Origin of the sequence: Ruegeria sp. HKCCA5929 (genome assembly GCF_013034525.1) — a bacterium.
Classification (GTDB): Bacteria; Pseudomonadota; Alphaproteobacteria; order Rhodobacterales; family Rhodobacteraceae; genus Ruegeria.
The window spans coordinates 100082-121428 of sequence record NZ_WQGE01000001.1 but is presented as its reverse complement, the minus strand read 5'-3'; the positions used below and the strand labels follow the sequence as shown (position 1 = coordinate 121428).

The following is a 21347-nucleotide window of genomic DNA, read 5'->3' as shown; positions in this document are numbered from 1 at the left end:
CAAGGCGCTGAAATGTCCGATCTGCTCGATGACCCGATTCCGGGCCAAAATACCCCCGAATACACCGTTTCCGAGATCTCAGGAGAGGTGAAACGGACGCTCGAAGGCTCTTTCGGGCGAATCCGAGTGCGGGGTGAGGTCGGGCGCGTGTTCAAAGCGCGTTCGGGGCATTTGTACTATGACATCAAAGATGACCGGAACGTTCTGGCCTGCACCACATGGAAAGGACAGATTTCCGGCCTTTCCGTTGTGCCAGAAGAAGGGTTGGAGGTTGTCGTCACGGGCCGCCTGACCGCATTTGGTGCGCAATCGAAATACAATCTGAATGTCGATGAGGTATCCGTCGCCGGACAAGGCGCATTGATGGCCTTGCTGGAGAAACGCAAGAAGCAGCTTGAAGCCGAGGGTTTGTTTGCGCCCGAGCGAAAGAAGCCGTTGCCCTATCTGCCGAATATCATCGGTGTGGTGACATCGCCTTCGGGTGCTGTGATCCGTGACATTCTTCATCGCCTCAGGGACCGGTTCCCGCGTAAGGTGCTAATCTGGCCCGTGGCCGTCCAAGGGGCGAATTGCGCACCAGAAGTCGCTCGCGCCATCGAAGGCTTCAACCAATTGACGCCTGGCGGAGCCCTGCCCCGGCCCGACTTGATCATCGTAGCCCGCGGTGGCGGGTCTATCGAAGACCTCTGGGGCTTTAACGAAGAGGTCGTCGCCCGCGCCGCAGCTGCATCAGAAATTCCGCTGATTTCAGCCGTCGGGCACGAAACCGATACAACGCTGATCGACTTTGTCTCGGACCGCCGCGCGCCCACGCCCACTGCCGCAGCAGAGCTTGCCGTGCCCGTCCGCATGGAGCTGCTTGCATGGACCGGAGAGCAAGGGGCGCGGTTGTCCCGTGCGGCAACGGATGCAGTTCAACGCCGAACGCAAAGGCTGCGCGATCTGTCCCGCGCCTTGCCGCGCCCAGACAGCTTGTTGAACTCCCCACGCCAACGTCTTGATTTGATTGCAGATCGCCTGACACCCGCCTTGACCCGCGGCGTGCAAAACCGCCGTCTGCAAGTCGTCGAACTGTCCGCCCATCTACGCCCTTCGACCCTACGTGGTTTGGTAACAACACGTCAGGAATCGCTGCGCAACCTGTCGTCGCGCCTGTCTCTGCGCCCGATTCAGCGCGAGATCGAGCAGCAGCGGCAGAGCCTTGCCCGGCTTAATGATCGAATGAACACCGCTCAGACCACGCGTCTGGAACGCCTTCAGCAACAACTTGAGGCCACCGACCGCCTGCGCGAAACGCTCAGTTACAAAGCCACTTTGGAGCGGGGATATGCGGTCGTCCGTGCGGAAGGTGACGTGATCACCACCAAAGCCCAGGCGGCCACACATGCGGCGCTTGAGATCGAGTTCGCAGATGGTGTTCTGAGCACTGGCACAGCCGCAAAACCGACGCCCAAGAAACCCAAACCGGACGCCCCGGATCAGGGATCACTGTTTTAAGCCATGCTGACCATCTGGGGCCGCAAAACGTCGTGAAATTAAAGGGCTCTGAGGTCTTGTGCTTGCTTTGATCACACACCAACCTCAGGCCCATAGCACACCATTTCCTCGCCAAGTTCCTCAGCCTCATACAGCTCAGTCGCCTCTGGGTTGCCTTCAAACTGCGCAACCAGCCCGCCACCAGATTGCGTAAAAACCCAGCATTGAGGGTCGAGCCTGTCTTCGTAGACAAAGCAGATCTGCTCGTCCCGCTGATACCAGACACCTTCCTTGCAATTGCCATCCAGAAAAGACCAGATCACACGCCGGTTCGGCAGATACCGCTCGACCCCGTAAACCTGCCCGTCGAACCCGTAGAACAAGGTTTTACCTTGCGTGTATCTGTCGAACTCCGTGCCAGATAAAGGCGTCTGGGCCGCAACGGCCTGCGCGGCAAAACTTGCGAGAATCATCCAATACCTGAGCATATACGCACCCTGCCAGAAGCTTCACTTCGATTCCATTTACCGTTTGATGCTGGGACCTCATAAGAAAATTAACTTAACGTAAGCAATTGATTTCAAAACCCGCACCGGCTGAGATCGGTCGTGAGCAGTCGGAGGCACTCATGACCAACATAGTTTTCTTGATCGCACTTGGCTGCGCCCTTGTCTATCTGCCGCTGACAGCGCGCCCGGCCTCGGCCTTGCGAACGGTATTCAAGACCACCTCGGTTGCCGCTTTGGCCGTTGCAGCCCTTGTACAAGGCGGGCCATGGTTACTTGTTGTTGCGCTCATTCTTTGTGCGACAGGCGATGCATTGTTGTCTCGCGAAACGGATGCCACGTTTATGGTGGGGATTGCTTCCTTCGCTGGCGGACATCTGGCCTATATCGCGCTATTCCTGACCTATCCGACCAGTAACGCTGATCTGATTTGGAACGCGCCCGCGACGGTGTGGTCTCTGATTATTCTGGGCATCGTCATGGCCACCTTGCTGGCGCCACGCGCGGCTGATCTGAAAGGCCCTGTTCTGGCCTACATACCCATCATCCTGGGAATGGGTATAGCTGTTATGGCACTGCCGGAAACAGGTGTATTGCGCTGGGCCTTTCCTGCCGCCATCGCCTTCATCGCGTCCGATCTGATCCTTGCGACCGAGAAGTTCCTGCTGCCGCCGAACCACCCGGCCCTCAAGGCAACGCCCTATCTCGTCTGGCCGCTATACTGGGGCGCACAGCTTGGCTTTGTCCTTGCATTCGCGTGACCCTTTGCAACTGCCGCAAATCCGCATTAGGTGAAGGGAACACCTGCGGAGACACTACATGGCGTTTTTCTCAAAGCTAAAGGACAAGCTGTTCAAATCCTCCTCTCGTCTGGAAGAGGGGCTGGAAGCCATCGTCGAAGATGGCGGCGAGGAAACGGCCGCGCCTGACCCGGTGATCCCAGAACCGCAGCCCGAACCGGAACCGGTCCCGGAAATCCCGAATCCAGCCCCGGCACCACTACCTATTGAACCGCCCGCCCCGATCCCCGCTGATCCAACTCCGGTCGCTCCTCCTCCCGAAGTCCCTGAATCGAAGGGTATCTTGAACCGCCTGTTCAATCGCGGCGGCAGCACGACGGAAATGCGCCGCACCTTGGACGATGACATGCTGGAGCAACTCGAAGAGCTGCTGATCGCTTCTGACATGGGCGTCGATACGGCCTTGCGCGTCACCTCGAACATGGCCGAGGGGCGCTTTGGCCGCAAACTTTCAACACGTGAAATCAAGCAATTGCTGGCACAAGAGGTGGCCCGCGTGATGGAGCCGGTGGCCAAGCCCCTGCCGATCTATCCCAAACGCCCGCAAGTGGTTCTGGTGGTCGGCGTCAACGGCTCGGGCAAGACCACCACAATCGGCAAGCTAGCCAGCCAGTTCAAGGAAGCGGGCAAAAAAGTTGTAATCGCCGCCGGTGACACGTTCCGCGCCGCGGCCGTTGAACAACTGCAAGTCTGGGGCGATCGGGCCGGGGTTCCGGTGCTGACCGCGCCAGAAGGCTCGGACCCTGCCAGCCTGGCGTTCGATGCCCTGACCCTCGCACAAGCCGAAGGTGCAGATCTGCTGATGATCGACACCGCAGGCCGTTTGCAAAACCGTGCCGACCTGATGGAAGAGCTGGCCAAGATTGTCCGCGTCATCCGCAAGGTCGATGACACAGCGCCGCACAACACCCTGTTGGTCCTCGACGCAACAACAGGCCAGAACGCGCTGAGCCAGGTGGAGACTTTCCGCAAGCTGGCTGACGTCTCGGGCCTTGTCATGACCAAACTGGACGGCACCGCCAAAGGCGGCGTTCTGGTCGCTTTGGCGGACAAATTCGGCCTGCCCATCCACGCCATTGGTGTGGGCGAACAGATCGACGACCTCGCCCCCTTCGATCCCGAAGAATTTGCCGCCGCCCTGACCGGTCTCGACAAAGGCTGATCCGCCCCTTCATCTGGCTAAAAATACCTTCGGGGGTCTGGGGGTGGAAAACCCCCAGCCTCACCGCCCAGCAAAAGGTTGGCATCTTTGAGCAACTGGCTGATCTCATTGGAAGGGACCGAAGCGGGCCACCAACTTGCTCTCGGGTTGGCCCTGATGGCGGCCTTTCTTCATGCCGTGTTTGGGGCTCTGCAAAAGGGGCGTCATGATCCGTGGCTGTCTCGTGGGGCCATTGATGCCAGTTACTGCCTCATGGCCGCACCTCTCGCCCTTTTTGTTGTGCCCTGGCCTGAACCGCATATGTGGCCAATCTTCGCGCTCGTCTGGCTGATCCACATCGCCTACAAGACGCTTCAGGCTATGGCATATACCAAAGGCTCCTATACAGTGGTCTATCCGGTTGTGCGCGGTACTGGGCCACTCTTTACAGTCATCGGGGCTTATCTTCTATTCGGAGAGACTTTTTCTGCCGTTCAATGGCTGGGCGTTGCGACCCTACTGGTTGGTATCTTCGGGTTGGCTGCGTATAATTTCCGGTTTTTGGAAACCAATCGGGACACTCTGGGCATCGCGCTCACTCTGGCGATCATCACGGGCCTTTTTGTGGCCCTGTACACCACCTATGACGCCTACGGTATCCGCGCCACTGCCGACCCTTTCACCTTTCTGGCCTGGTTCTTCATGATCGATGGCGCGGCCATGCCGATCTACGCTTTCCTCAGGTCGCGCGCCATGATCGACCGCCCTGCTATTGGCCCTCTCATGCTGCGCGGTCTGGCGGGGGGAATTATTGCCCCTCTGTCATTTGGTGCGATCATGCTCGCCACCCGGCTGGACAAAGTGGGTGAGGCCGCCGTTCTTCGCGAAACCTCAACGGTCTTTGCGGCCCTGATCGGTTGGCTTGTGCTAAAGGAAACTGTAGGGCCCCGACGCATTGCCCTTATGGCATTGATTGCACTCGGCGCCGTAATAGTTGAAATGGGCGGGTAAACAGCAGGACGTACAGATGACAGCCAAAAAAGACATCAACCCGTTTTTGAAACAGGTGCTGGAACTTGGGCCCCCCTTGGCCTTCTTCTTCATCTACCTGCGTTTGCGTGACGACAGTTTTCTGATCGGTGGTATCGAGTATTCCGGCTTTATCGTTGCAACGATCATCTTTGTGCCCCTGATGCTCGGCGCGATGGGTATCCTGTGGTACCTGACCGGCAAACTCAGCCGAATGCAGATATTCACCGCCTTCATGGTCCTTTTCTTCGGTGGCCTCACCGCCTGGTTCAATGACGAGCGGTTCTTCAAGATGAAAACCACGCTGGTCTATGGTCTGTTTGCTTTGATCCTGGGCATTGGCCTGATGCAAAAGAAATCTTACCTGGCCTATGTTCTGGAAGAGTTGCTTCCTATGAAACAGGAAGGCTGGATGATCCTGACCCGCCGCTTGTGCGCCTGTTTTGCCATTCTGGCCGCCGCCAACGAATTTGTCTGGCGCACAATGTCGACGGACATGTGGGTCAAGATTGAGACCTTTGGCTTTCCCATAGCGCTGATGGCCTTTTTGATGCTGCAATTCAGCATGTTGCAGCGCTACATGGAGGATCCGGAACAGAAATAAGTCCCGTTGCGTCAGCCAGGTCTGCCAAAACAAACAAAATTCTTGGATAATGCGCCGAGCTATGTGAAGTTGTATCACCACCCGCACACTCACCTTGCCCAAGATCGGTGCATACATGACGGCCTTTCCCAACAGCGGCTTCTTGTCCGAAGCCTCCGACGGACTCAGAGAAATGCTTTCGGCTCAAGCGACCGAAATTTCCCTGACCCAAGGCGAAACACTTTTTGAACAAGGCGACGAGGGCGACGCGCTGTACGCCATTTTGGAAGGCACCCTCGAAGTGTCTTTTCTCGCCATGAGCGGGCGCAAGCTGACCCTGACCCTGATGCGCCCAGGCGAAGTCTTTGGCGAAATCGCCCTGTTCGACAACGGTCCCCGCACAGCGACCATTGCGGCGGCCGAAGCCTCGCGCGTTTTGCGAGTGCGCCGCAATGACGTCCTGAAACAGATCCGGCACTATCCTGATCTTGCAGAGGATTTAATCCGGCTGGCCGGATTGCGGATGCGGTACATGGGGTCTCAGTTGAACGAGCAAGTCTTTTTGCCCATGCCCATTCGTCTTGCGCGAAGGCTGCTACACCTGTCAGGTTTGCAGGACAACCCGTCCGAACGCATTACACTGTCGCAAAGTGAACTGGCCGAGTTTGTCGGGGCGACGCGCGAAGCGGTGTCCAAGACAATCTCAGGCTGGAAACGCGACAATGTTGTGGAAGCATCCCGCGGCGGACTGCTGATTCAGGACTTTGTGGCACTACGTGAGTTGGCCGAATCTGACCTGATCTGAGCGGATGTGATCTGGTTCACAGACCTGTTTCCAAACATAACCTAAGTTGAAGTTGTTACCGTAGGAGGTCAGAGAATCATCCCCGATATCTGTCCACTGACCTCTCCCTGTATCTGAGCCATACGCAATTTCTGCGTATGGCTCATTTTTTTTGCAAATACCCTGCCCCTTAATCGGCTAGGCAAAGAAAAAGGCCGGGCTTTTGCCCCGGCCTCTTTCGTTTACTCTTCGAGGCTCAGCGCCACAAACCGCGGATCTCCGCCCCTGCGTACCAAGAGCAGCAAGGATTTCCTGCCGGCTTCGCGCGATTCTTCCATTCTCTCTTCCAGATCACCGATGGTCTCGACTTTTTGCTGTCCTGCTTCGGTGATCAGATCACCGGCCCGCAATCCTTTGGCATAAGCTTCAGACGCCTGATCCACGTCGGAAATCACCAGACCTTCGGCATCTGCGTCCAGACCCAGATCCTCGCGCAGCGTGTCGGTCAGGGGAGATATCGTCAGGCCAAGAATATCCGCGTCCTCGTCGACCGGCGCCTCTTCAGGTTCCTGTTCGCCACTATCAGCACGCTCAGCATCTTCGCGACGCCCCAGTGTGACCAACACGGTCTGGGTTCCGCCGTCCCGATGCACGATGACACGCACAGATTTTCCAACTTCTGTTTCACCGACCTGACGCACCAGACCGCGTGTGTCTTCAACCTCGACGCCGTCAAAACTGGTGATCACATCACCCGCCTTCAAACCTGCTTCTTTTGCCGGACCTTCCGGGACATCACTGATCAGAGCACCGCCAGGCTTTTCAAGCCCCATTGCTTCGGCCATGTCCGGCGTCACGTCCTGAATACGCACGCCAAGCCACCCGCGGCGCGTTTCCCCAAACTCACGCAATTGGTCGACAACTTTGACCACAACGTTGGACGCCATCGAAAATCCAATCCCGATTGACCCCCCGTTGGGAGACAGGATAGCCGTGTTCACGCCGATCACTTCGCCATCCATGTTGAACAACGGACCACCTGAGTTGCCTCGGTTGATCGCCGCATCGGTCTGAATGTAATCGTCGTAAGAGCCACTCAGCTCTCGATTACGGGCCGACACGATCCCGGCTGAAACCGAAAAGCCCTGCCCCAGCGGGTTGCCCATGGCAATCACCCAATCGCCCACACGCGCGACGTCACTATCGCCGAAGGTCACGTATTTCAGCGGGCCCGACGCTTCGACCTTGAGCAATGCGATATCGGTCTTCTCATCCGTACCGATGACTTTAGCGACCAGTTCTTGCTTGGGCTGACCGTCGCCCGGGAAGAATTCCACAAGAATTTCATCGGCTTCTGCAATAACGTGATTGTTGGTGACAATAAACCCGTCTTCTGAGATCACAAAGCCAGAGCCCAAGGCGTTGCTGCGGCGTGGCGCATCGTCGTCATCTCCGTTTCGGTCCTGAAATTCACGAAAGAAATCTTCGAACGGAGACCCTTCGGGAACAATCCCCTGAGGACCAGCCTGACTTTCGATCAGGGTACTTGTTGTGATGTTTACCACGGCCGGGCTGATCTTTTCCGCCAGCGGCGCAAGGCTTTCACCCCGAGCCTGCACGGCAACTGTTTGCGCCAGCAAAAGCAGCATTCCGGCAAAAGCCAGCCACATCACCCGCATCCACTCACCCCTTTCGTCCCACCGGACGGACACACTGCGCGCTTTCGCCTGCACTTGAGCTCTCCTTGTCGACAGTCTTCCCCAGACCGCTAAGAAACAGTCTTGCTTATCGACCAATGTAGTCAGTTTGATCGGACGAGCAACTCAGGATCGCGGGGAATTCACTGCCAAGTGAAGGCACACCCTCAAAAACCCAGCTGATACGCCCCCCAAAGCAGGATCAACCCGCTTATGACGCAAAGCAGTCCCATCAACCGGCGCGCCTGTTCTGGCACTGAACGAAGCGCTTCGAGCATACGTTCAATAAGCGAAGGGGCCAGCGCATAGGCCAGCCCCTCGACAATAAGCACCAGCCCAAAGGCCAGAAGGATAATGCCCATTACTGGGTCGCCTGCCCTGTGGGCGATTTCAGGTAGTTGAAGAACTCGGAATTCGGGCTCAGCACCATTGAGCTGTTGCTGCCGCCCAGCGCGCGTTCATAGGCTGACAGCGAGCGATAGAACTCGAAGAACTCCGGGTCCTTGCCAAAGGCTTCGGCGAAGATTGCATTGCGCTCGGCGTCTGCTTCACCGCGAATGATCTCGGCTTCGCGGTTGGCGTCCGACACCAGTTCAACAACGGTCCGGTCGGCTTGCGCGCGTACACGCTGCGCGGCCTCGTTCCCTCGGGCGCGTTCGTCGGTTGCTTCACGTTCACGTTCCGCTTTCATCCGGTCAAATGTAGCCTCAAGGTTCGCCTGTGGCAGGTCGGTTGCCTTGAGACGCACGTCGATCACGTTGACGCCCAGCGCGCGCGCTTCGGCTATCGCGCTGTTACGGATGCGCAGCATCAAAGCCGCACGGTCTGAACTGAGGATGTCACGCGAGGACACCGAACCCAGAACCTCCCGCGTTTCCGCGCGCAGGATACGGTCCAGACGGTCTTCGGCGACAGGAACGCCACCAACACCAACAGCCTGACGGAACTGCTCCAGATCAGAAATCCGGTAACGTGCGAACGCATCGACCACCAGACGACGGTCATCCAGAGGTGTTACCTCAAGCGGTTGAACGTCGATGGACAGGATGCGGTCGTCGTAGCGAACCACTTCCTGGATCAGAGGAATCTTGAAAGCCAGACCGGGCTCTTCCTTCACAGCCACAACGCGACCGAATTGCAGCACCAACGCGCGTTCGCGCTCATCCACGATAAAGATCGAGGACAGACCAACTACGCCCAGAATGGCAATGACGATAAGGATAATAGGCGACTTACGCATCAGTTGCTCTCCGCAGGTTGGTTGCGACGCAGTTCGTTCAGCGGCAGATAGGGTACGACGCCTTGCCCCTGACCGGTCGAGTTCTCGTCCAGGATGATCTTGTCGACATCACCCAGAACCTGCTCCATCCGCTCCAGGTACAGACGCTTCCGGGTCACATCCGGCGCTTTAGAGTATTCTTCCAGAACCGCGCTGAAACGGCTCGCCTCACCCTGTGCACTGTTGATCTGCTGGGCGCGATACGCTTCGGCCTCTTCCAGTACCTGCGCGGCTTCACCACGTGCTTCCGCCAAAACGCGGTTTGCATAGGCGTCGGCCACATTTTGCAGACGGTCACGTTCCTGCGCAGCGGCCTGAACGTCACGGAATGCGGCAATCACATCCTGCGGCGGGTCGGCCTTGTCAAAGTTCACACGGACGATGTTCACGCCGGAATCATAGCTGTCCATTGTTGCCTGAATAAGTTCCTGTAACCGGTCGGCGATAACACCACGATCCCGGTTCAGGATTGGAGCCAATTCGCTTTGCGCGATGATCTCGCGCATCGCCGATTCCGAAACCGCGCGGATCGTTTGGCGCGGGTCGCGCAGATTGAACAGGAACTTGGCCGGGTCGTTGATGTTCCAAACGACCTGATAGTCGATGTCGACCACGTTTTCGTCGCCGGTCAGCATCAGACCATCGTCGCTGCCACGGGCACCGCCCATGTCTTCGTTCTGTTCGCGTGTAACCGGAATGACCTCAGCTGTTACCAGAGGCCACGGCGCGAAGTTCAGACCAGGATTTCCAACAGCGGAAAACTCGCCCAGAAACAGCTCAACGGACTGTTCTTCCGGCTTAACCGTGTAGAAACTTGCCGCAGCCCAAAGACCAACAGCCACCAAGCCACCAATAATAACGGTGCCCTTAGTAAAGATCGGTCCGCCACCGCCTGAACCCTGACCATTACTGCCACGGCCACCGCCGCCGCGACCGCCCATCAGGACGCGCAGCTGCTCCTGGCCTTTTTTCATCAGCTCGTCGATCTCGGGGATCTGCGGGCCGTCGCCTTCGGGTGGCTTGCGCCCGTCCCCGTTATTTCCCCGATTTCCTCCACCACCGGAAGAGCCTCCGCCCCCCCAGGGGCCACCGCTGTTGCCCGCCATATGTATATGTTCCCTTGTGTTTGACCGTGTGATCACGGCGTCCTTTGTAACTTGTGTGCGCGCGGTTGCAAATCAAGCCGTGCGCACAGGTTGCCGCATTGTCACCAGTTCTTCGGCCATCACCGGATGCACGGCGACAGTACGGTCAAAATCTTCTTTGGTCGCGCCCATCTTTACGGCAATACCTGCAAGCTGGATCATCTCACCCGCACCGGGGGCAACAATGTGGCACCCCAGTACCTTTCGTGTGGCCTGGCTGACCAACAGCTTCATCAAAACCCGCTGCGTTCCGCCAGCGAATGACTTTTGCATCGGCTTGAACGACGTGGCATAGACTTCGATCGGTTCTTGCGCCGCCGCTTCTTCTTCGCTGAGGCCAACCGTGCCAAATTCCGGCTGCGTAAAGATCGCGGTTGGGATCAGTTCATGATCCACAGGTGTCGGATTACCTTTGAACACGGTTTCGACAAAAGCCATTCCCTCGCGGATCGCAACCGGTGTCAGGTTCACCCGGTCCGTAACGTCGCCAATGGCATAGATCGAAGGCACGGCGGTCTGGCTGAATTCATTTACAACGATTTCACCCTTGCGCCCGCGTTCGACGCCCAAGTCTTCCAGCCCCAGATTGTCCGCATTTGGCAAACGGCCCGTTGCATACATCACCACGTCAAAACGATCTTCGGTACCATCGGTTGCCTTGACACGGATCTGGTCCCCGTCTTGGGTCATTTCCAGCACATTTGTGCCCAGACGGACGTCGATGCCGTTTTGGCGCATCTCTTCACAGATCAGCCCCCGCGCCTCTTCATCAAAGCCGCGCAGGATTTGCGCGCCGCGATAGAATTGCGTGGTCTTGACGCCCAGCCCGTTCATGATCCCGGCGAATTCGCTGGCGATATAGCCACCTCCGACGATCAGAATACTCTGGGGCAGCTTATCCAGATGGAAAATCTCGTTCGAAGTGATCGCCAGGTCTGATCCCGGGAAATCAGGCACGACCGGACGGCCACCCGTGGCGATCAGGATGTGCTTGGCGGTTTTACGGGTACCGTCGGTCAACTCGACCGTGTGCGCATCCACCAAACGCGCGCGCTGATCAAAGCTTTCAACCCCATTGTTTTTCAGGATGTTACGATAGATCCCTTCCAGCCGATCCAGCTCCGTCACCAACTTGTCGTGAAAGGTGTTCCAGTTGAACGCACCAGGCTGAATGTCCCAACCATAAGCCTGCGCATCGCCGACCATACCCGAATATTCGCTGGCAAAGACCATCAGTTTCTTGGGCACACAGCCCCGGATCACACAGGTCCCGCCATAGCGGTCTTCTTCGGCAAGTGCGACTTTGGCTCCGGTCTCACCCGCTGCCACGCGCGCTGCGCGGACCCCGCCCGAGCCTCCGCCGATGACAAAAAGATCATAGTCAAAGCTCATGCCGGTTTCCTTCGTTCAACTTGCAAAAATTCTCTGGATATCTGGGCGCGAAAACCCCGGTGCCAACCCCCGGGCACTGAAATTTCGAACATTCACTGGCGCTTGTCGGGGATAAGGGCATTAAAGTCAGTCCGAAACATCGGAAAACAGGTTGTCACGAGAGCCCCCAAGCAACTGATCCAGTTGGATGGTCCCTGCATTTATATCCCTCAATTCGACACGACCGTCGCCGTGGCCAATCACGACTTTGTCACAGATATCGATGAACAAGCCGTTTTCGACGACACCCGGCACCTGATTGAGGATCAGCGCCATCTGGCGCGGATTGCCGATGCGCTGCAGATGAAGGTCCAGAATATGATTTCCCTCATCCGTTACAAACGGGGCCTCGCCGTTCATACGCAGCACTGATGTCGTCCCGAGAACATCCATGGCATCCAGTGCCTCTTCGATCAGGGTGCGTGTGGTTTGCCATCCGAACGGAACGACTTCGACCGGCAAAGGGAAAGCCCCCAACGTTTCGACCTCTTTGCCGGAATCAGCGATGACGATCATCTGGTCGCTGGCAGTCGCTACGATCTTTTCCTGCAAATGCGCGCCACCGCCGCCCTTGATCAGGTTCAAGTCGCTGTCAAACTCGTCTGCTCCATCGATTGTCAGGTCCAGCCATCCGGCCTGGTCCAACGAAATCACCTCAATCCCGACCTCTCGGGCAAGTTGCGCGGTTCGTGTTGACGTTGGCACACCCTTGATCCGCAAGCCGTCCTGCTGAACCCTCTCGCCCAGGCGTCTGACCAGCCATGCGGCCGTGGAACCCGTGCCCAGGCCGACGCGCATTCCGTCCTCGACCATCTCGGCCGCGCGGCGCGCAGCCACGAATTTCGCAGTGTCGATAGGCGAAAGATCTCCGGTCATGGCAGCTGTCCTAAATTGGCTTGCCCGAGTTATAGGGAATGCGCAGCGTAACTGCGACCCCAATTCGCGGTGCGGCGAACCCAAAGATGGCCCGGGACTACGCGTTTCCTATCGGAAACGTCGCAATCATGTCTTACAAGTTCATCTTAGAGCTATAAGTTGCCGCCATGTTGACGCCCTACCGCCTGCACTATGCCCCTGATAACGCCTCGCTGGTGATCCGCCTGGCGCTGGAGGAGATGGGCGTGACGTATGAAACCGTTCTGGTGGATCGCCGCCGGAACGAACAGGACAGTGCCGCATACCGTGCCTTGAACCCCAACGGGTTGATCCCGGTGCTGGAAACACCCCAAGGGCCGATCTTTGAAACCGCGGCGATCCTGCTGTGGCTGTCCGAGCATCACGGACAGCTTGCACCTGCGCCGGGTGACCCTGCGCGTGCAGAATTTCTGAAGTGGTTGTTTTTTGCGTCCAATACGTTGCACGCGGACCTGCGTATCCTCTTTTACGCTGAGAAATACATCGACCCATCACAGGCCGACACATTGCGGACTGGCATTCGCCCGCGTCTGAGGCGCCACCTGCAACTGCTGGATACTGTAGCAAAACGCGCGCCGGACTGGTTCTGCGCTGACCAACCATCGGTGCTGACTTATTACGTTGCGTGCATGATGCGCTGGATGGCGCTGTACCCCGCTCAGGCAGACCGCAGTTGGTACCAGCTGGCCGATACACCTTGCCTGCAAACAATGCTGGCGCACCTTGAAACACGCCCCGCGACCCGTTCGGCCATAGCCGCAGAAGGTCTTGGGGCCACCCCGTTCACATCCCCTGTTCACGCCAACCCTCCAGAAGGCTCAGCTATCTGATATGTTCCTCTCTGTCTTCGATATGTTCAAAGTGGGCATCGGCCCGTCCTCATCTCATACCATGGGCCCCATGGTCGCTGCCGCGCGCTTTCTGGACATGATGCGCGCGTCGCCGTTTGAGTTTTCCGGCCTCAAGGGGTCATTGCACGGCTCGCTGGCGTTTACCGGTGTCGGCCACGCGACCGACCGTGCAACTATCCTTGGCTTGGCCGGGTTTGTGCCCGACACGTATGACAATGACAAAGCCGAGGCTGCGCTTGCTGCCATTGCCGACACGCATACCGTGTCGCCCGAAGGTCTGCCGACACTGACGTTCGACCCGAAAACCGATCTGGTCTTTGACTACGACAACAACCTGCCCGGGCATGCCAACGGGATGATCCTGATGGCAACGGATGCGCAGGGCGACGTGATCCTGAGGCAGGTATTCTATTCCATCGGTGGCGGCTTTGTTCTGACCGAAGAGGAACTGGCCGAAGGCAAAGCCACCGAAGAAGGCGATCCAGTCCCCTACCCGTTCAAATCGGCAGCCGAGATGCTGGAAATGGCAAATTCCAGCGGCAAATCCATCGCCGAAATGAAGCGCGCCAACGAAATCGCGCGCGGCTGCGCGGATAGTTTTGCCAAGGGCTCGGCCCGCCTTTGGCAGGTAATGAACGACTGTATCGAGCGCGGCCTGCGGACCGATGGTGTTCTTCCAGGTGGCCTGAGCGTGCGTCGCCGTGCCAAAGGGATCTATGACGCTCTGATGGCCGAGCGCGGGATGAACCTGACCGCGCCTCACACAATCAACGACTGGATGAGCGTTTATGCGATGGCGGTCAACGAAGAAAATGCGGCCGGCGGGCAAGTTGTCACGGCCCCAACCAACGGCGCGGCGGGTGTGCTGCCTGCAGTGCTGCGATATTACCTCGACCACGTGCCCGGTGCTTCGGAAAGCCATATCGAAGATTTCCTGCTGACTGCCGCTGCAATTGGCGGGCTGGTCAAGTTCAATGCTTCGATTTCGGGCGCTGAAGCGGGCTGTCAGGCTGAAGTTGGAAGCGCTTCTGCCATGGCTGCAGCCGGGCTTTGCGCGGTGATGGGCGGCACACCCGAGCAGGTGGAAAACGCCGCCGAGATCGCGCTGGAGCATCATCTGGGCATGACCTGCGATCCCGTCGCGGGTCTGGTTCAGGTACCCTGTATCGAGCGTAACGGGTTGGGCGCCATCAAGGCAGTCTCTGCAGCGTCGCTCGCGCTGCGAGGTGATGGTCAGCATTTTGTGCCTTTGGATTCGGCAATTGAAACCATGCGACAAACCGGGCTTGATATGCACGAGAGGTACAAAGAAACTTCGCTGGGCGGGTTGGCTGTAAACATCCCGAACTGTTGAGGTCGGAAAGGAGTCTACCGGATGCGTGGACATTGCCTGTGCGGCAAAATCAAATACGAAGTCGACTCTCCTGCTCTGTCTTGTGTGACGTGCCATTGCGACAGTTGCCGCCGCCAATGCGCAGCTCCGATGACAATCTATTTCGCGGTTCGCGACGGGCAATGGCGTTGGACCGGGGAAGAACCTAAGCGCTTCAACTCCTCACCAGGAGTTGAGCGCAGCTTTTGCCCGCATTGCGGCACACCGATCTCGTTCCGTTCGGCCAAGATGTCAGATGTACTGCATCTGTACGTGGCGACATTAGAGAACCCAGAGGTGTTGCACCCAACACTTCATGTCTCTCACGAGGAAAAGCTGAGCTGGCTGCACTTTGATGACGGTTTGCCCACCTGTGTTGGGCCAGATTACACCAAGGTTCAGCCTCTGCCGAAAGCCTAACGTCGGACCTTTCCACTCTTTCGCGAAACGGCTAGCGTCGCAGGCATGACTCAGGATCGTCCCGTCTTTGGCATTGTTTTGATGCTTGGTTTCTGCGTGCTTGCGCCATTGGGTGATTCAATGGCCAAGCTGTTGGGCGAGACGACTCCGTTGGGATTGCTGGTTACAGTCCGCTTTGCTGTGCAAGCCTTGATCCTGATCCCGCTGGTTGCCTTGACAGGACGACCATGGCGCATGCGCGGGCGTATTCTGCGCCTGACTGTGATCCGCACATTTCTGCATATCGTCGGCATCACGGCGATGTTCAGCGCGCTTCAGTTCCTGCCTCTGGCGGATGCTATCGCAATCGCTTTTGTCATGCCGTTCATCATGTTGTTGTTGGGTAAATACGTGCTGGGCGAAGAAGTTGGTGCCCGCCGTCTGGTCGCGTGCATCGTTGGATTTATCGGCACGCTTCTGGTCATCCAACCCAGCTTTGCCGAGGTCGGTGCTCCTGCATTATTGCCCCTGATTGTTGCGGTTGTCTTTGCCCTGTTCATGCTGGTCACGCGGCAGATCGCCAAAGAGACCGACCCTGTGTCGTTACAGGCGGTATCAGGCGTTCTTGCGACTCTGGTATTGGCCCCGGTTCTGGTGATCGGAACATATCTGGATGTGTGGGAGATTTCTGCGACCCTGCCAGCCCCGGACATGTACTGGCTTTTGCTGGCGATCGGGGTCTTGGGCACTGTCGCCCATCTGCTGATGACCTGGTCGTTGCGCTATGCGCCTTCGGCCACGTTGGCCCCCATGCAATATCTGGAAATTCCCGTCGCAACCCTGATCGGCTGGGTGATTTTCAGCGACTTGCCGGACGGGCTTGCCGCGATTGGCATTTTGATAACCATCGCCGCGGGCCTCTATGTCATTCTGCGCGAGCGGGCCAGCGCCCGGTCTGCCCCGACAGAAACACCTGCATAAGCCGATCCAGCGCGGAGCGCGGGATCATGACCAAAAGCCCCGGCCCGTCCATTTGCAACTCAACCTCGGCCAGCGCCCGGTTGGAAGTGCCTACCTGACCGTTTGGCTCAAACTCCAACCCTTCGATTGGCCATTCCAGCCCGGTACTGCGTCCTGTGACCGAGCATAATGGAAACAGCGAAACGACATCTCCGGGATCAACGGGCAGGTGAATGCACGGCGGCGCGTGAAAGACCACCTCAAGCTCACCCACTAGAATGCACGCCTGATCCTGCCTTCTGACCAAAGTATTCAAAACAGCCAGTTGATGATCCAGCCGCCCACCCAGAAACCCCACCCCTAGAACCAATGGGGTCTGCACACTACGCAGGGCTTTATCGAAGTCTGTGCTGTCTTGTTCGCGGACCGGAAATAGACGCTCGGGTGGTATTTTCGCTTTTTCCACTGCGTCTAGCGAATCGAAATCACCTATGACCGCATCCGGGATCTGACCTGATTCTATTAGAACAGCCGCACCACCATCAGCAGCTACAACGGATTTGACGCGCTTCAGCACCAGATTCAGGTCTTCTGCGCCGACAAATCCCCCCCCAAACAGTCCAATTGGATCCGTTGAGCGTACAATTGGCTCATTTTTCACAAGATTGGCCATTTTTCCCGGATTTGGACACATTAAGACCACAAAATGATAGGTTCATGCGAAGAGTTCCGAGCCAGTGTGTGCTCCCGATTCCGGGTAAGCTGGCTCTCGTAGTTTGTAAAGGACGTGCGTCTGATGGTACAGAATAACAAGGTATTGACCGTTTCTTATGGAACCTTCTCCTGCACTTTGGAAGGATTTGACGATTCCTTTGAGACGATGAAAGCCATCGCCGAGTATTTTCGTGACCTCGCTGCGGATGACCGCTATTTCGGCTCAGAGCCCCCTCAACCTGATGCCGAAATGCTGACCCGCATTGCCCGGCGCGATGCGTCGCAGCGGGTAGAAGCAAGCCAGAACGAATCTGGACTGCTGCTGCGCGCCACGCAGACACCGGAAGCCACGTACCAGGAACCGGTTTCGCACACCGCCGCTCCGCCTGTTGCACACACCCCTACTCACGAACAGCCGACACCAACAGCGTTTTCCGAGGCGGAACCCGTCAAAGATACTTCTCCTCCGGCAGCTGACAGCATCGCGTCTAAGCTGCAGCGTATTCGCGCGGTCGTCTCTCATTCGGACGTTCCCCCTTCGGCTTACTCCGAAGATGAAGACACATCTTTACTGGCAGGCTCCACCCCCCAAGTGGACGCAGTCGCCGCAGCTTTTGAGGCCGGTGCGCTGAGCGCTGAAGACTTTGAAAAGCCCGCTGCTCCAGTGGCCGAAGAACAGCAGACACCTGCTGTGGAAGAGTTCGAGCCCGAAGAAACAGACGACTTGACCGTGGATGTAACGGCGGAGGCACAAGAGACTGAAGACAAAGACGAAGTCGAAACCGTCGAAACAGAAGCCCCAACGAGTGACGCTGACAACCTGCACGTGCCCATGACCCCCGAGCACGTGCAGGTCGACAGCCTCGAAGACGCCCCCGAAATGCAGCAACTTCCTGCCGAACCGCTGTTCGCGGATCTGGAAGAAGACGTAGCAGACGAGGTCGAAGAAGAGGACGTTCCAAACATCCTGAATGTAGAGGAAGTGGCGATTGAAACTTCGGATGAAGCATCCCAGGACTCACAGGACGATCAGACCCATGGTTTGTTGACGGCCGAAGATGAAGAGAACCTGCTGAGCGAGATTTCCGAGATCGAGTCAGAGTTCTCTGAGCGCTCGAGCCAAAAACTGGCGGATGACGCCGATCCGGATCAGGATGTCCAGCGTTTGATGGCCAAAACCGGCGAACATATGGATGATCCGTCCAGCAGCGATGCGCGCGAAACCTATTCGCACCTGCGTACAGCTGTCGCTGCGACCGAGGCAGAGCTGGATGACGCAGACACTGCATCCTCAAAGGCCGACGAATACCGTGGCGACTTGGAATCTGTGGTCAGCCCCCGCCGCCCCGAAGTGAAGGTGACCAGTGCGCGTCCGGAAGCAGATGCTCCGGCCCCGCTAAAACTGGTGGCTGAACAGCGCGTTGACGATCAGAGCGAACCAACCGGCCCCGTGATGCCCCGTCGCGTCACCACTGAAATGGAAGACAGCGGTTCGGAAGAAGGCGGCTTTGCCCAGTTTGCACAGGACCAGGGCGCTCAATCACTGCCTGACCTTCTGGAAGCAGCAGCAGCTTATCTGTCCTTTATTGAAGGTCAGGAACAGTTCTCGCGCCCGCAACTGATGAACAAAGTCCGCTCTTTGAAGCAGGATGAGTTCAATCGCGAAGAAAGCCTGCGTTCATTCGGTCAGTTGCTGCGCGACGGCAAAATCGAGAAAGCCGGCGGTGGCCGTTTTGCGGCCTCCAATCTGATCGGCTTCCGCCCGGATGATGAACGCGCAGTGGGCTGACTGACGCGCCTATAGACAAGCAGGGCCGGTTAAATCCCGGCCCTTTTTTTTGCGAACTCAACTGTGCAAGGTGCACCGTTATTCAGGCAGCGCGTCAAAACGGTTTATGCTGCAGCGCAGAATTATGGTATAGTCTCACGGTAAAACTCTCGTCACGAGATCCGTTTCAGACTGAGGCAGTGCTATGCAAGACATCGTAATTCGCCGACTTCGAAGACATGATCACGCTTTAATTTCAAGCCATTTCAACAGCTTGGATGAGGACGTCTTGCTTTCGCGCTTTGGCACACCTGTTCAGCCGCAGGGGGTGCAAGACTACCTGTCCAATATGTTTGCCGACGCAGCATTTGTTTTCGGAGCTTTCCCGGATTCTTGTCTACGCGGCGTGGGAGAATTGCGTCTGATACCTGACCACAAATACCACGTCGCCGAAGCGGCATTTACTGTTGAAAAAGCTTGGCAAGATCAGGGGATTGGAGATGCGTTGCTATCCCGCCTCATTACGATCGCTCAAAACCGAGGGATCAGAGAGGTTCATATGCTATGCCTTGCGACCAATCAGAAAATGAGGCGCCTGGCCGCAAAGCACAACGCAGAGCTAACCCTTGTACCGGGTCAGGTCGAGGCGACCCTGACCACACCATGGCCCACCCCTTTCAGCATGGCCAAAGAAATCACAAGCGAATACCGCGCATTTGCACGCGCGGTTCTCAGCTGGCCTAACCAGACACAGGCTTTTCAAGAGGGTCAGGACTGATCCGGGTCTTCCTTCCCGACGCCGCGAAAAACGAACTTGAACGGCAAAGCCCAAAGAACGCCAAGTACGACATAGACCAGAAGCTCAACCCAGATCGGGGGGCGATCCAGCCAGTTCACAACCGTCACCACAGCCACAATGTACAGCGGCAAGCCAATAACAAGGATCACCAGAGACCACCGCCGACGCGCCTTGTAACTCAGTCCCGGCTTCTTTTCCTCGGCCATCAGTCGGCAAACGGGTCTGTCACCAAAATGGTGTCGTCCCGCTCCGGGCTGGTGGACAAAAGCGCCACCGGGCATTCAATCAGTTCTTCCACACGACGTACGTATTTGATCGCGTTAGCTGGCAGATCGGCCCAGCTGCGCGCGCCTTCCGTCGATTCGCTCCACCCCGGCATTTCTTCATAAATGGGGGTGCACCGTGCTTGTTGATCGGCCGCGGTGGGCAGATAGTCCAGCCGTTTGCCATCCAGCTCATATCCGGTGCAGATTTTCAGCGTTTCAAACCCATCCAAAACATCCAGCTTTGTCAGAGAGATGCCGTTCACGCCGCTGGTCGCACAGGTCTGGCGCACCAGACAGGCGTCGAACCAGCCGCAGCGACGTTTGCGGCCTGTCACCGTTCCAAATTCGTGACCCCGGGTTCCAAGGCGATGGCCGTCGTCGTCGTCCAGCTCTGTTGGGAACGGACCTTCGCCGACGCGGGTGGTGTAGGCCTTGACGATCCCCAGAACAAAATCAACCGAGCCAGGCCCGATTCCCACACCAGTAGCGGCCTGCCCGGCGATCACATTGGACGAGGTCACAAATGGATAGGTTCCGAAATCGATGTCCAACAGAGCACCTTGCGCCCCTTCGAACAAAATGCGTTTGCCCGCCTTGCGCTTTTCGTTCAGCACTTTCCAGACCGGAGCGGCAAAGGGAAGGATTTCCTGCGCGATCTCCTTTAGTTGTGCAATCAGGGCGTCCCTGTCGACAGGCTCAATGCCCAGACCTTTGCGCAACGGATCATGGTGCTGCAATGCACGATCCACCCGGGCCTCAAGCGTTGCCTCATCCGCCAGGTCAGCCACACGGACCGAACGGCGCCCAACCTTGTCTTCATAAGCAGGGCCAATTCCGCGACCGGTGGTTCCGATCTTGGTGCCTTTGCTGGCAACTTCTTCCCGCGCACGGTCCAATTCACCATGGATTGGCAGGATCAATGGCGTATTCTCGGCGATCATCAATGTCTCAGGCGTGATCTCAACGCCCTGCTGACGGATCGAGGCAATCTCGTTTACCAGATGCCAGGGGTCCAATACGACACCGTTGCCAATGACACTCAGTTTACCGCCGCGCACAACCCCCGACGGAAGGGCATTCAACTTGTAGACCTCACCATCGATCACCAGCGTATGACCGGCATTATGCCCGCCCTGAAAACGCGCGATCACGTCCGCCCGTTCGCTGAGCCAGTCGACAATCTTGCCTTTTCCTTCGTCGCCCCATTGAGCGCCGACAACAACCACGTTGGCCATATCCGGTCCTTTTCGTGCTGAGTAATCAAACTCGGCTCATATAGCCGGGCACAAACGGCAGGGAAACCGATATTTCGCCGCAGATTGAAATCGCGCAAATGAGCGATGCCTCCGGCAGAGGTATTTGGGGCCAGATGAAGACGGATCCCCAGCTTCATCTGGCTAGAAATACCTCGGGGGAGTCGCCCGGAACGGGC

At 57.4% G+C, this 21347-nt stretch carries 22 protein-coding genes; 12 read left to right on the top strand and 10 right to left on the bottom strand.

The features are described from left to right. Positions 1–12: 12 nt before the first annotated feature. On the top strand, positions 13–1497 hold the full coding sequence (gene xseA / locus GOV90_RS00630) for an exodeoxyribonuclease VII large subunit (protein ID WP_171089340.1): 1485 nt from the start codon (positions 13–15) through the stop codon (positions 1495–1497). Between the two features lie 71 nt (positions 1498–1568). Here xseA and GOV90_RS00625 read toward each other — a convergent pair whose 3' ends face one another. Further along, on the bottom strand, positions 1569–1949 hold the full coding sequence (locus GOV90_RS00625; protein WP_253284724.1) for a hypothetical protein: 381 nt from the start codon (positions 1947–1949) through the stop codon (positions 1569–1571). 155 nt (positions 1950–2104) lie between these two features. Here GOV90_RS00625 and GOV90_RS00620 point away from each other — a divergent pair, with 155 nt between their 5' ends. The 5 genes from GOV90_RS00620 to GOV90_RS00600 all read left to right on the top strand — a co-directional run bounded on the left by GOV90_RS00620 (position 2105) and on the right by GOV90_RS00600 (position 6340). After that, entirely contained in the window at positions 2105–2743 is a 639-nt protein-coding gene (locus GOV90_RS00620) for a lysoplasmalogenase (protein ID WP_171089336.1), read from the top strand. Between the two features lie 58 nt (positions 2744–2801). Further along, on the top strand, positions 2802–3944 hold the full coding sequence (gene ftsY, locus GOV90_RS00615) for a signal recognition particle-docking protein FtsY (protein WP_171089334.1): 1143 nt from the start codon (positions 2802–2804) through the stop codon (positions 3942–3944). 87 nt (positions 3945–4031) lie between these two features. After that, on the top strand, positions 4032–4934 hold the full coding sequence (locus tag GOV90_RS00610; RefSeq protein ID WP_171089332.1) for an EamA family transporter: 903 nt from the start codon (positions 4032–4034) through the stop codon (positions 4932–4934). A 16-nt stretch (positions 4935–4950) separates the two neighbouring features. After that, the gene (locus GOV90_RS00605; protein WP_171089330.1) at positions 4951–5556 is read left to right on the top strand and encodes an inner membrane-spanning protein YciB; all 606 of its coding nucleotides are present in this window, start codon (positions 4951–4953) and stop codon (positions 5554–5556) included. Positions 5557–5671: 115 nt separating this feature from the next. Then, entirely contained in the window at positions 5672–6340 is a 669-nt protein-coding gene (locus GOV90_RS00600; protein WP_171089328.1) for a Crp/Fnr family transcriptional regulator, read from the top strand. Positions 6341–6561: 221 nt separating this feature from the next. Here GOV90_RS00600 and GOV90_RS00595 read toward each other — a convergent pair whose 3' ends face one another. The 6 genes from GOV90_RS00595 to rpiA form a co-directional block, all read right to left on the bottom strand. Next, positions 6562–8052, bottom strand: coding sequence for a Do family serine endopeptidase (locus GOV90_RS00595; RefSeq protein ID WP_171089326.1), 1491 nt, complete (start codon positions 8050–8052; stop codon positions 6562–6564). 131 nt (positions 8053–8183) lie between these two features. Continuing rightward, complete coding sequence (locus GOV90_RS00590; RefSeq protein ID WP_171089323.1) at positions 8184–8378, bottom strand: DUF2065 domain-containing protein; 195 nt, start codon at positions 8376–8378, stop codon at positions 8184–8186. Beyond that, complete coding sequence (hflC, locus tag GOV90_RS00585) at positions 8378–9256, bottom strand: protease modulator HflC (RefSeq protein ID WP_171089321.1); 879 nt, start codon at positions 9254–9256, stop codon at positions 8378–8380. The genes GOV90_RS00590 and hflC overlap by 1 nt, the downstream gene beginning before the upstream one ends. Further along, a complete protein-coding gene (hflK, locus tag GOV90_RS00580) occupies positions 9256–10401 on the bottom strand; it encodes an FtsH protease activity modulator HflK (protein ID WP_171089319.1) in 1146 nt (381 codons plus the stop codon). Before hflK ends, hflC begins: the two co-directional genes overlap by 1 nt. A gap of 72 nt (positions 10402–10473) precedes the next feature. Continuing rightward, positions 10474–11832: a glutathione-disulfide reductase gene (gene gor / locus GOV90_RS00575; RefSeq protein WP_171089317.1), complete on the bottom strand. Its 1359-nt coding sequence runs from the start codon at positions 11830–11832 to the stop codon at positions 10474–10476. Between the two features lie 126 nt (positions 11833–11958). Next, a complete protein-coding gene (gene rpiA, locus GOV90_RS00570; RefSeq protein WP_171089315.1) occupies positions 11959–12747 on the bottom strand; it encodes a ribose-5-phosphate isomerase RpiA in 789 nt (262 codons plus the stop codon). A 167-nt stretch (positions 12748–12914) separates the two neighbouring features. Between rpiA and GOV90_RS00565 the strand changes: the two genes are divergently transcribed. Genes GOV90_RS00565 through GOV90_RS00550 form a run of 4 tightly spaced genes read left to right on the top strand, consistent with a single transcriptional unit; the run spans position 12915 to position 16389 of the window. Further along, on the top strand, positions 12915–13616 hold the full coding sequence (locus tag GOV90_RS00565) for a glutathione S-transferase family protein (protein WP_171089312.1): 702 nt from the start codon (positions 12915–12917) through the stop codon (positions 13614–13616). 1 nt (position 13617) lies between these two features. Continuing rightward, positions 13618–14991, top strand: a complete 1374-nt coding sequence (locus tag GOV90_RS00560) for an L-serine ammonia-lyase (RefSeq protein WP_171105181.1) — start codon at positions 13618–13620, stop codon at positions 14989–14991. Positions 14992–15012: 21 nt separating this feature from the next. Further along, positions 15013–15429, top strand: a complete 417-nt coding sequence (locus GOV90_RS00555) for a GFA family protein (RefSeq protein ID WP_171089308.1) — start codon at positions 15013–15015, stop codon at positions 15427–15429. A 45-nt stretch (positions 15430–15474) separates the two neighbouring features. Further along, positions 15475–16389, top strand: coding sequence for a DMT family transporter (locus GOV90_RS00550; protein WP_171089306.1), 915 nt, complete (start codon positions 15475–15477; stop codon positions 16387–16389). On the opposite strand, the gene GOV90_RS00545 is transcribed toward GOV90_RS00550, so the two are convergent. Beyond that, positions 16334–17041 carry a thiamine diphosphokinase gene (locus GOV90_RS00545; protein WP_171089304.1) on the bottom strand — a complete coding sequence of 236 codons (708 nt, stop codon included), beginning with the start codon at positions 17039–17041 and terminating at the stop codon, positions 16334–16336. The genes GOV90_RS00550 and GOV90_RS00545 overlap by 56 nt on opposite strands. Before the next feature lie 123 nt (positions 17042–17164). Between GOV90_RS00545 and GOV90_RS00540 the strand changes: the two genes are divergently transcribed. Together GOV90_RS00540 and GOV90_RS00535 are read left to right on the top strand one after the other, a co-directional pair. Beyond that, the gene (locus GOV90_RS00540; protein ID WP_171172802.1) at positions 17165–18871 is read left to right on the top strand and encodes a hypothetical protein; all 1707 of its coding nucleotides are present in this window, start codon (positions 17165–17167) and stop codon (positions 18869–18871) included. A gap of 184 nt (positions 18872–19055) precedes the next feature. Beyond that, positions 19056–19628 (top strand): GNAT family N-acetyltransferase, encoded by a 573-nt coding sequence (locus GOV90_RS00535; RefSeq protein WP_171089300.1) that lies wholly within the window; start codon positions 19056–19058, stop codon positions 19626–19628. Here the strand turns inward: GOV90_RS00535 and GOV90_RS00530 are convergent. Both GOV90_RS00530 and GOV90_RS00525 read right to left on the bottom strand, forming a co-directional pair. Beyond that, entirely contained in the window at positions 19619–19855 is a 237-nt protein-coding gene (locus GOV90_RS00530) for a DUF2842 domain-containing protein (protein WP_171089298.1), read from the bottom strand. The genes GOV90_RS00535 and GOV90_RS00530 overlap by 10 nt on opposite strands. After that, positions 19855–21150 carry an adenylosuccinate synthase gene (locus GOV90_RS00525; RefSeq protein WP_171172801.1) on the bottom strand — a complete coding sequence of 432 codons (1296 nt, stop codon included), beginning with the start codon at positions 21148–21150 and terminating at the stop codon, positions 19855–19857. Before GOV90_RS00525 ends, GOV90_RS00530 begins: the two co-directional genes overlap by 1 nt. Positions 21151–21347 lie beyond the last annotated feature (197 nt).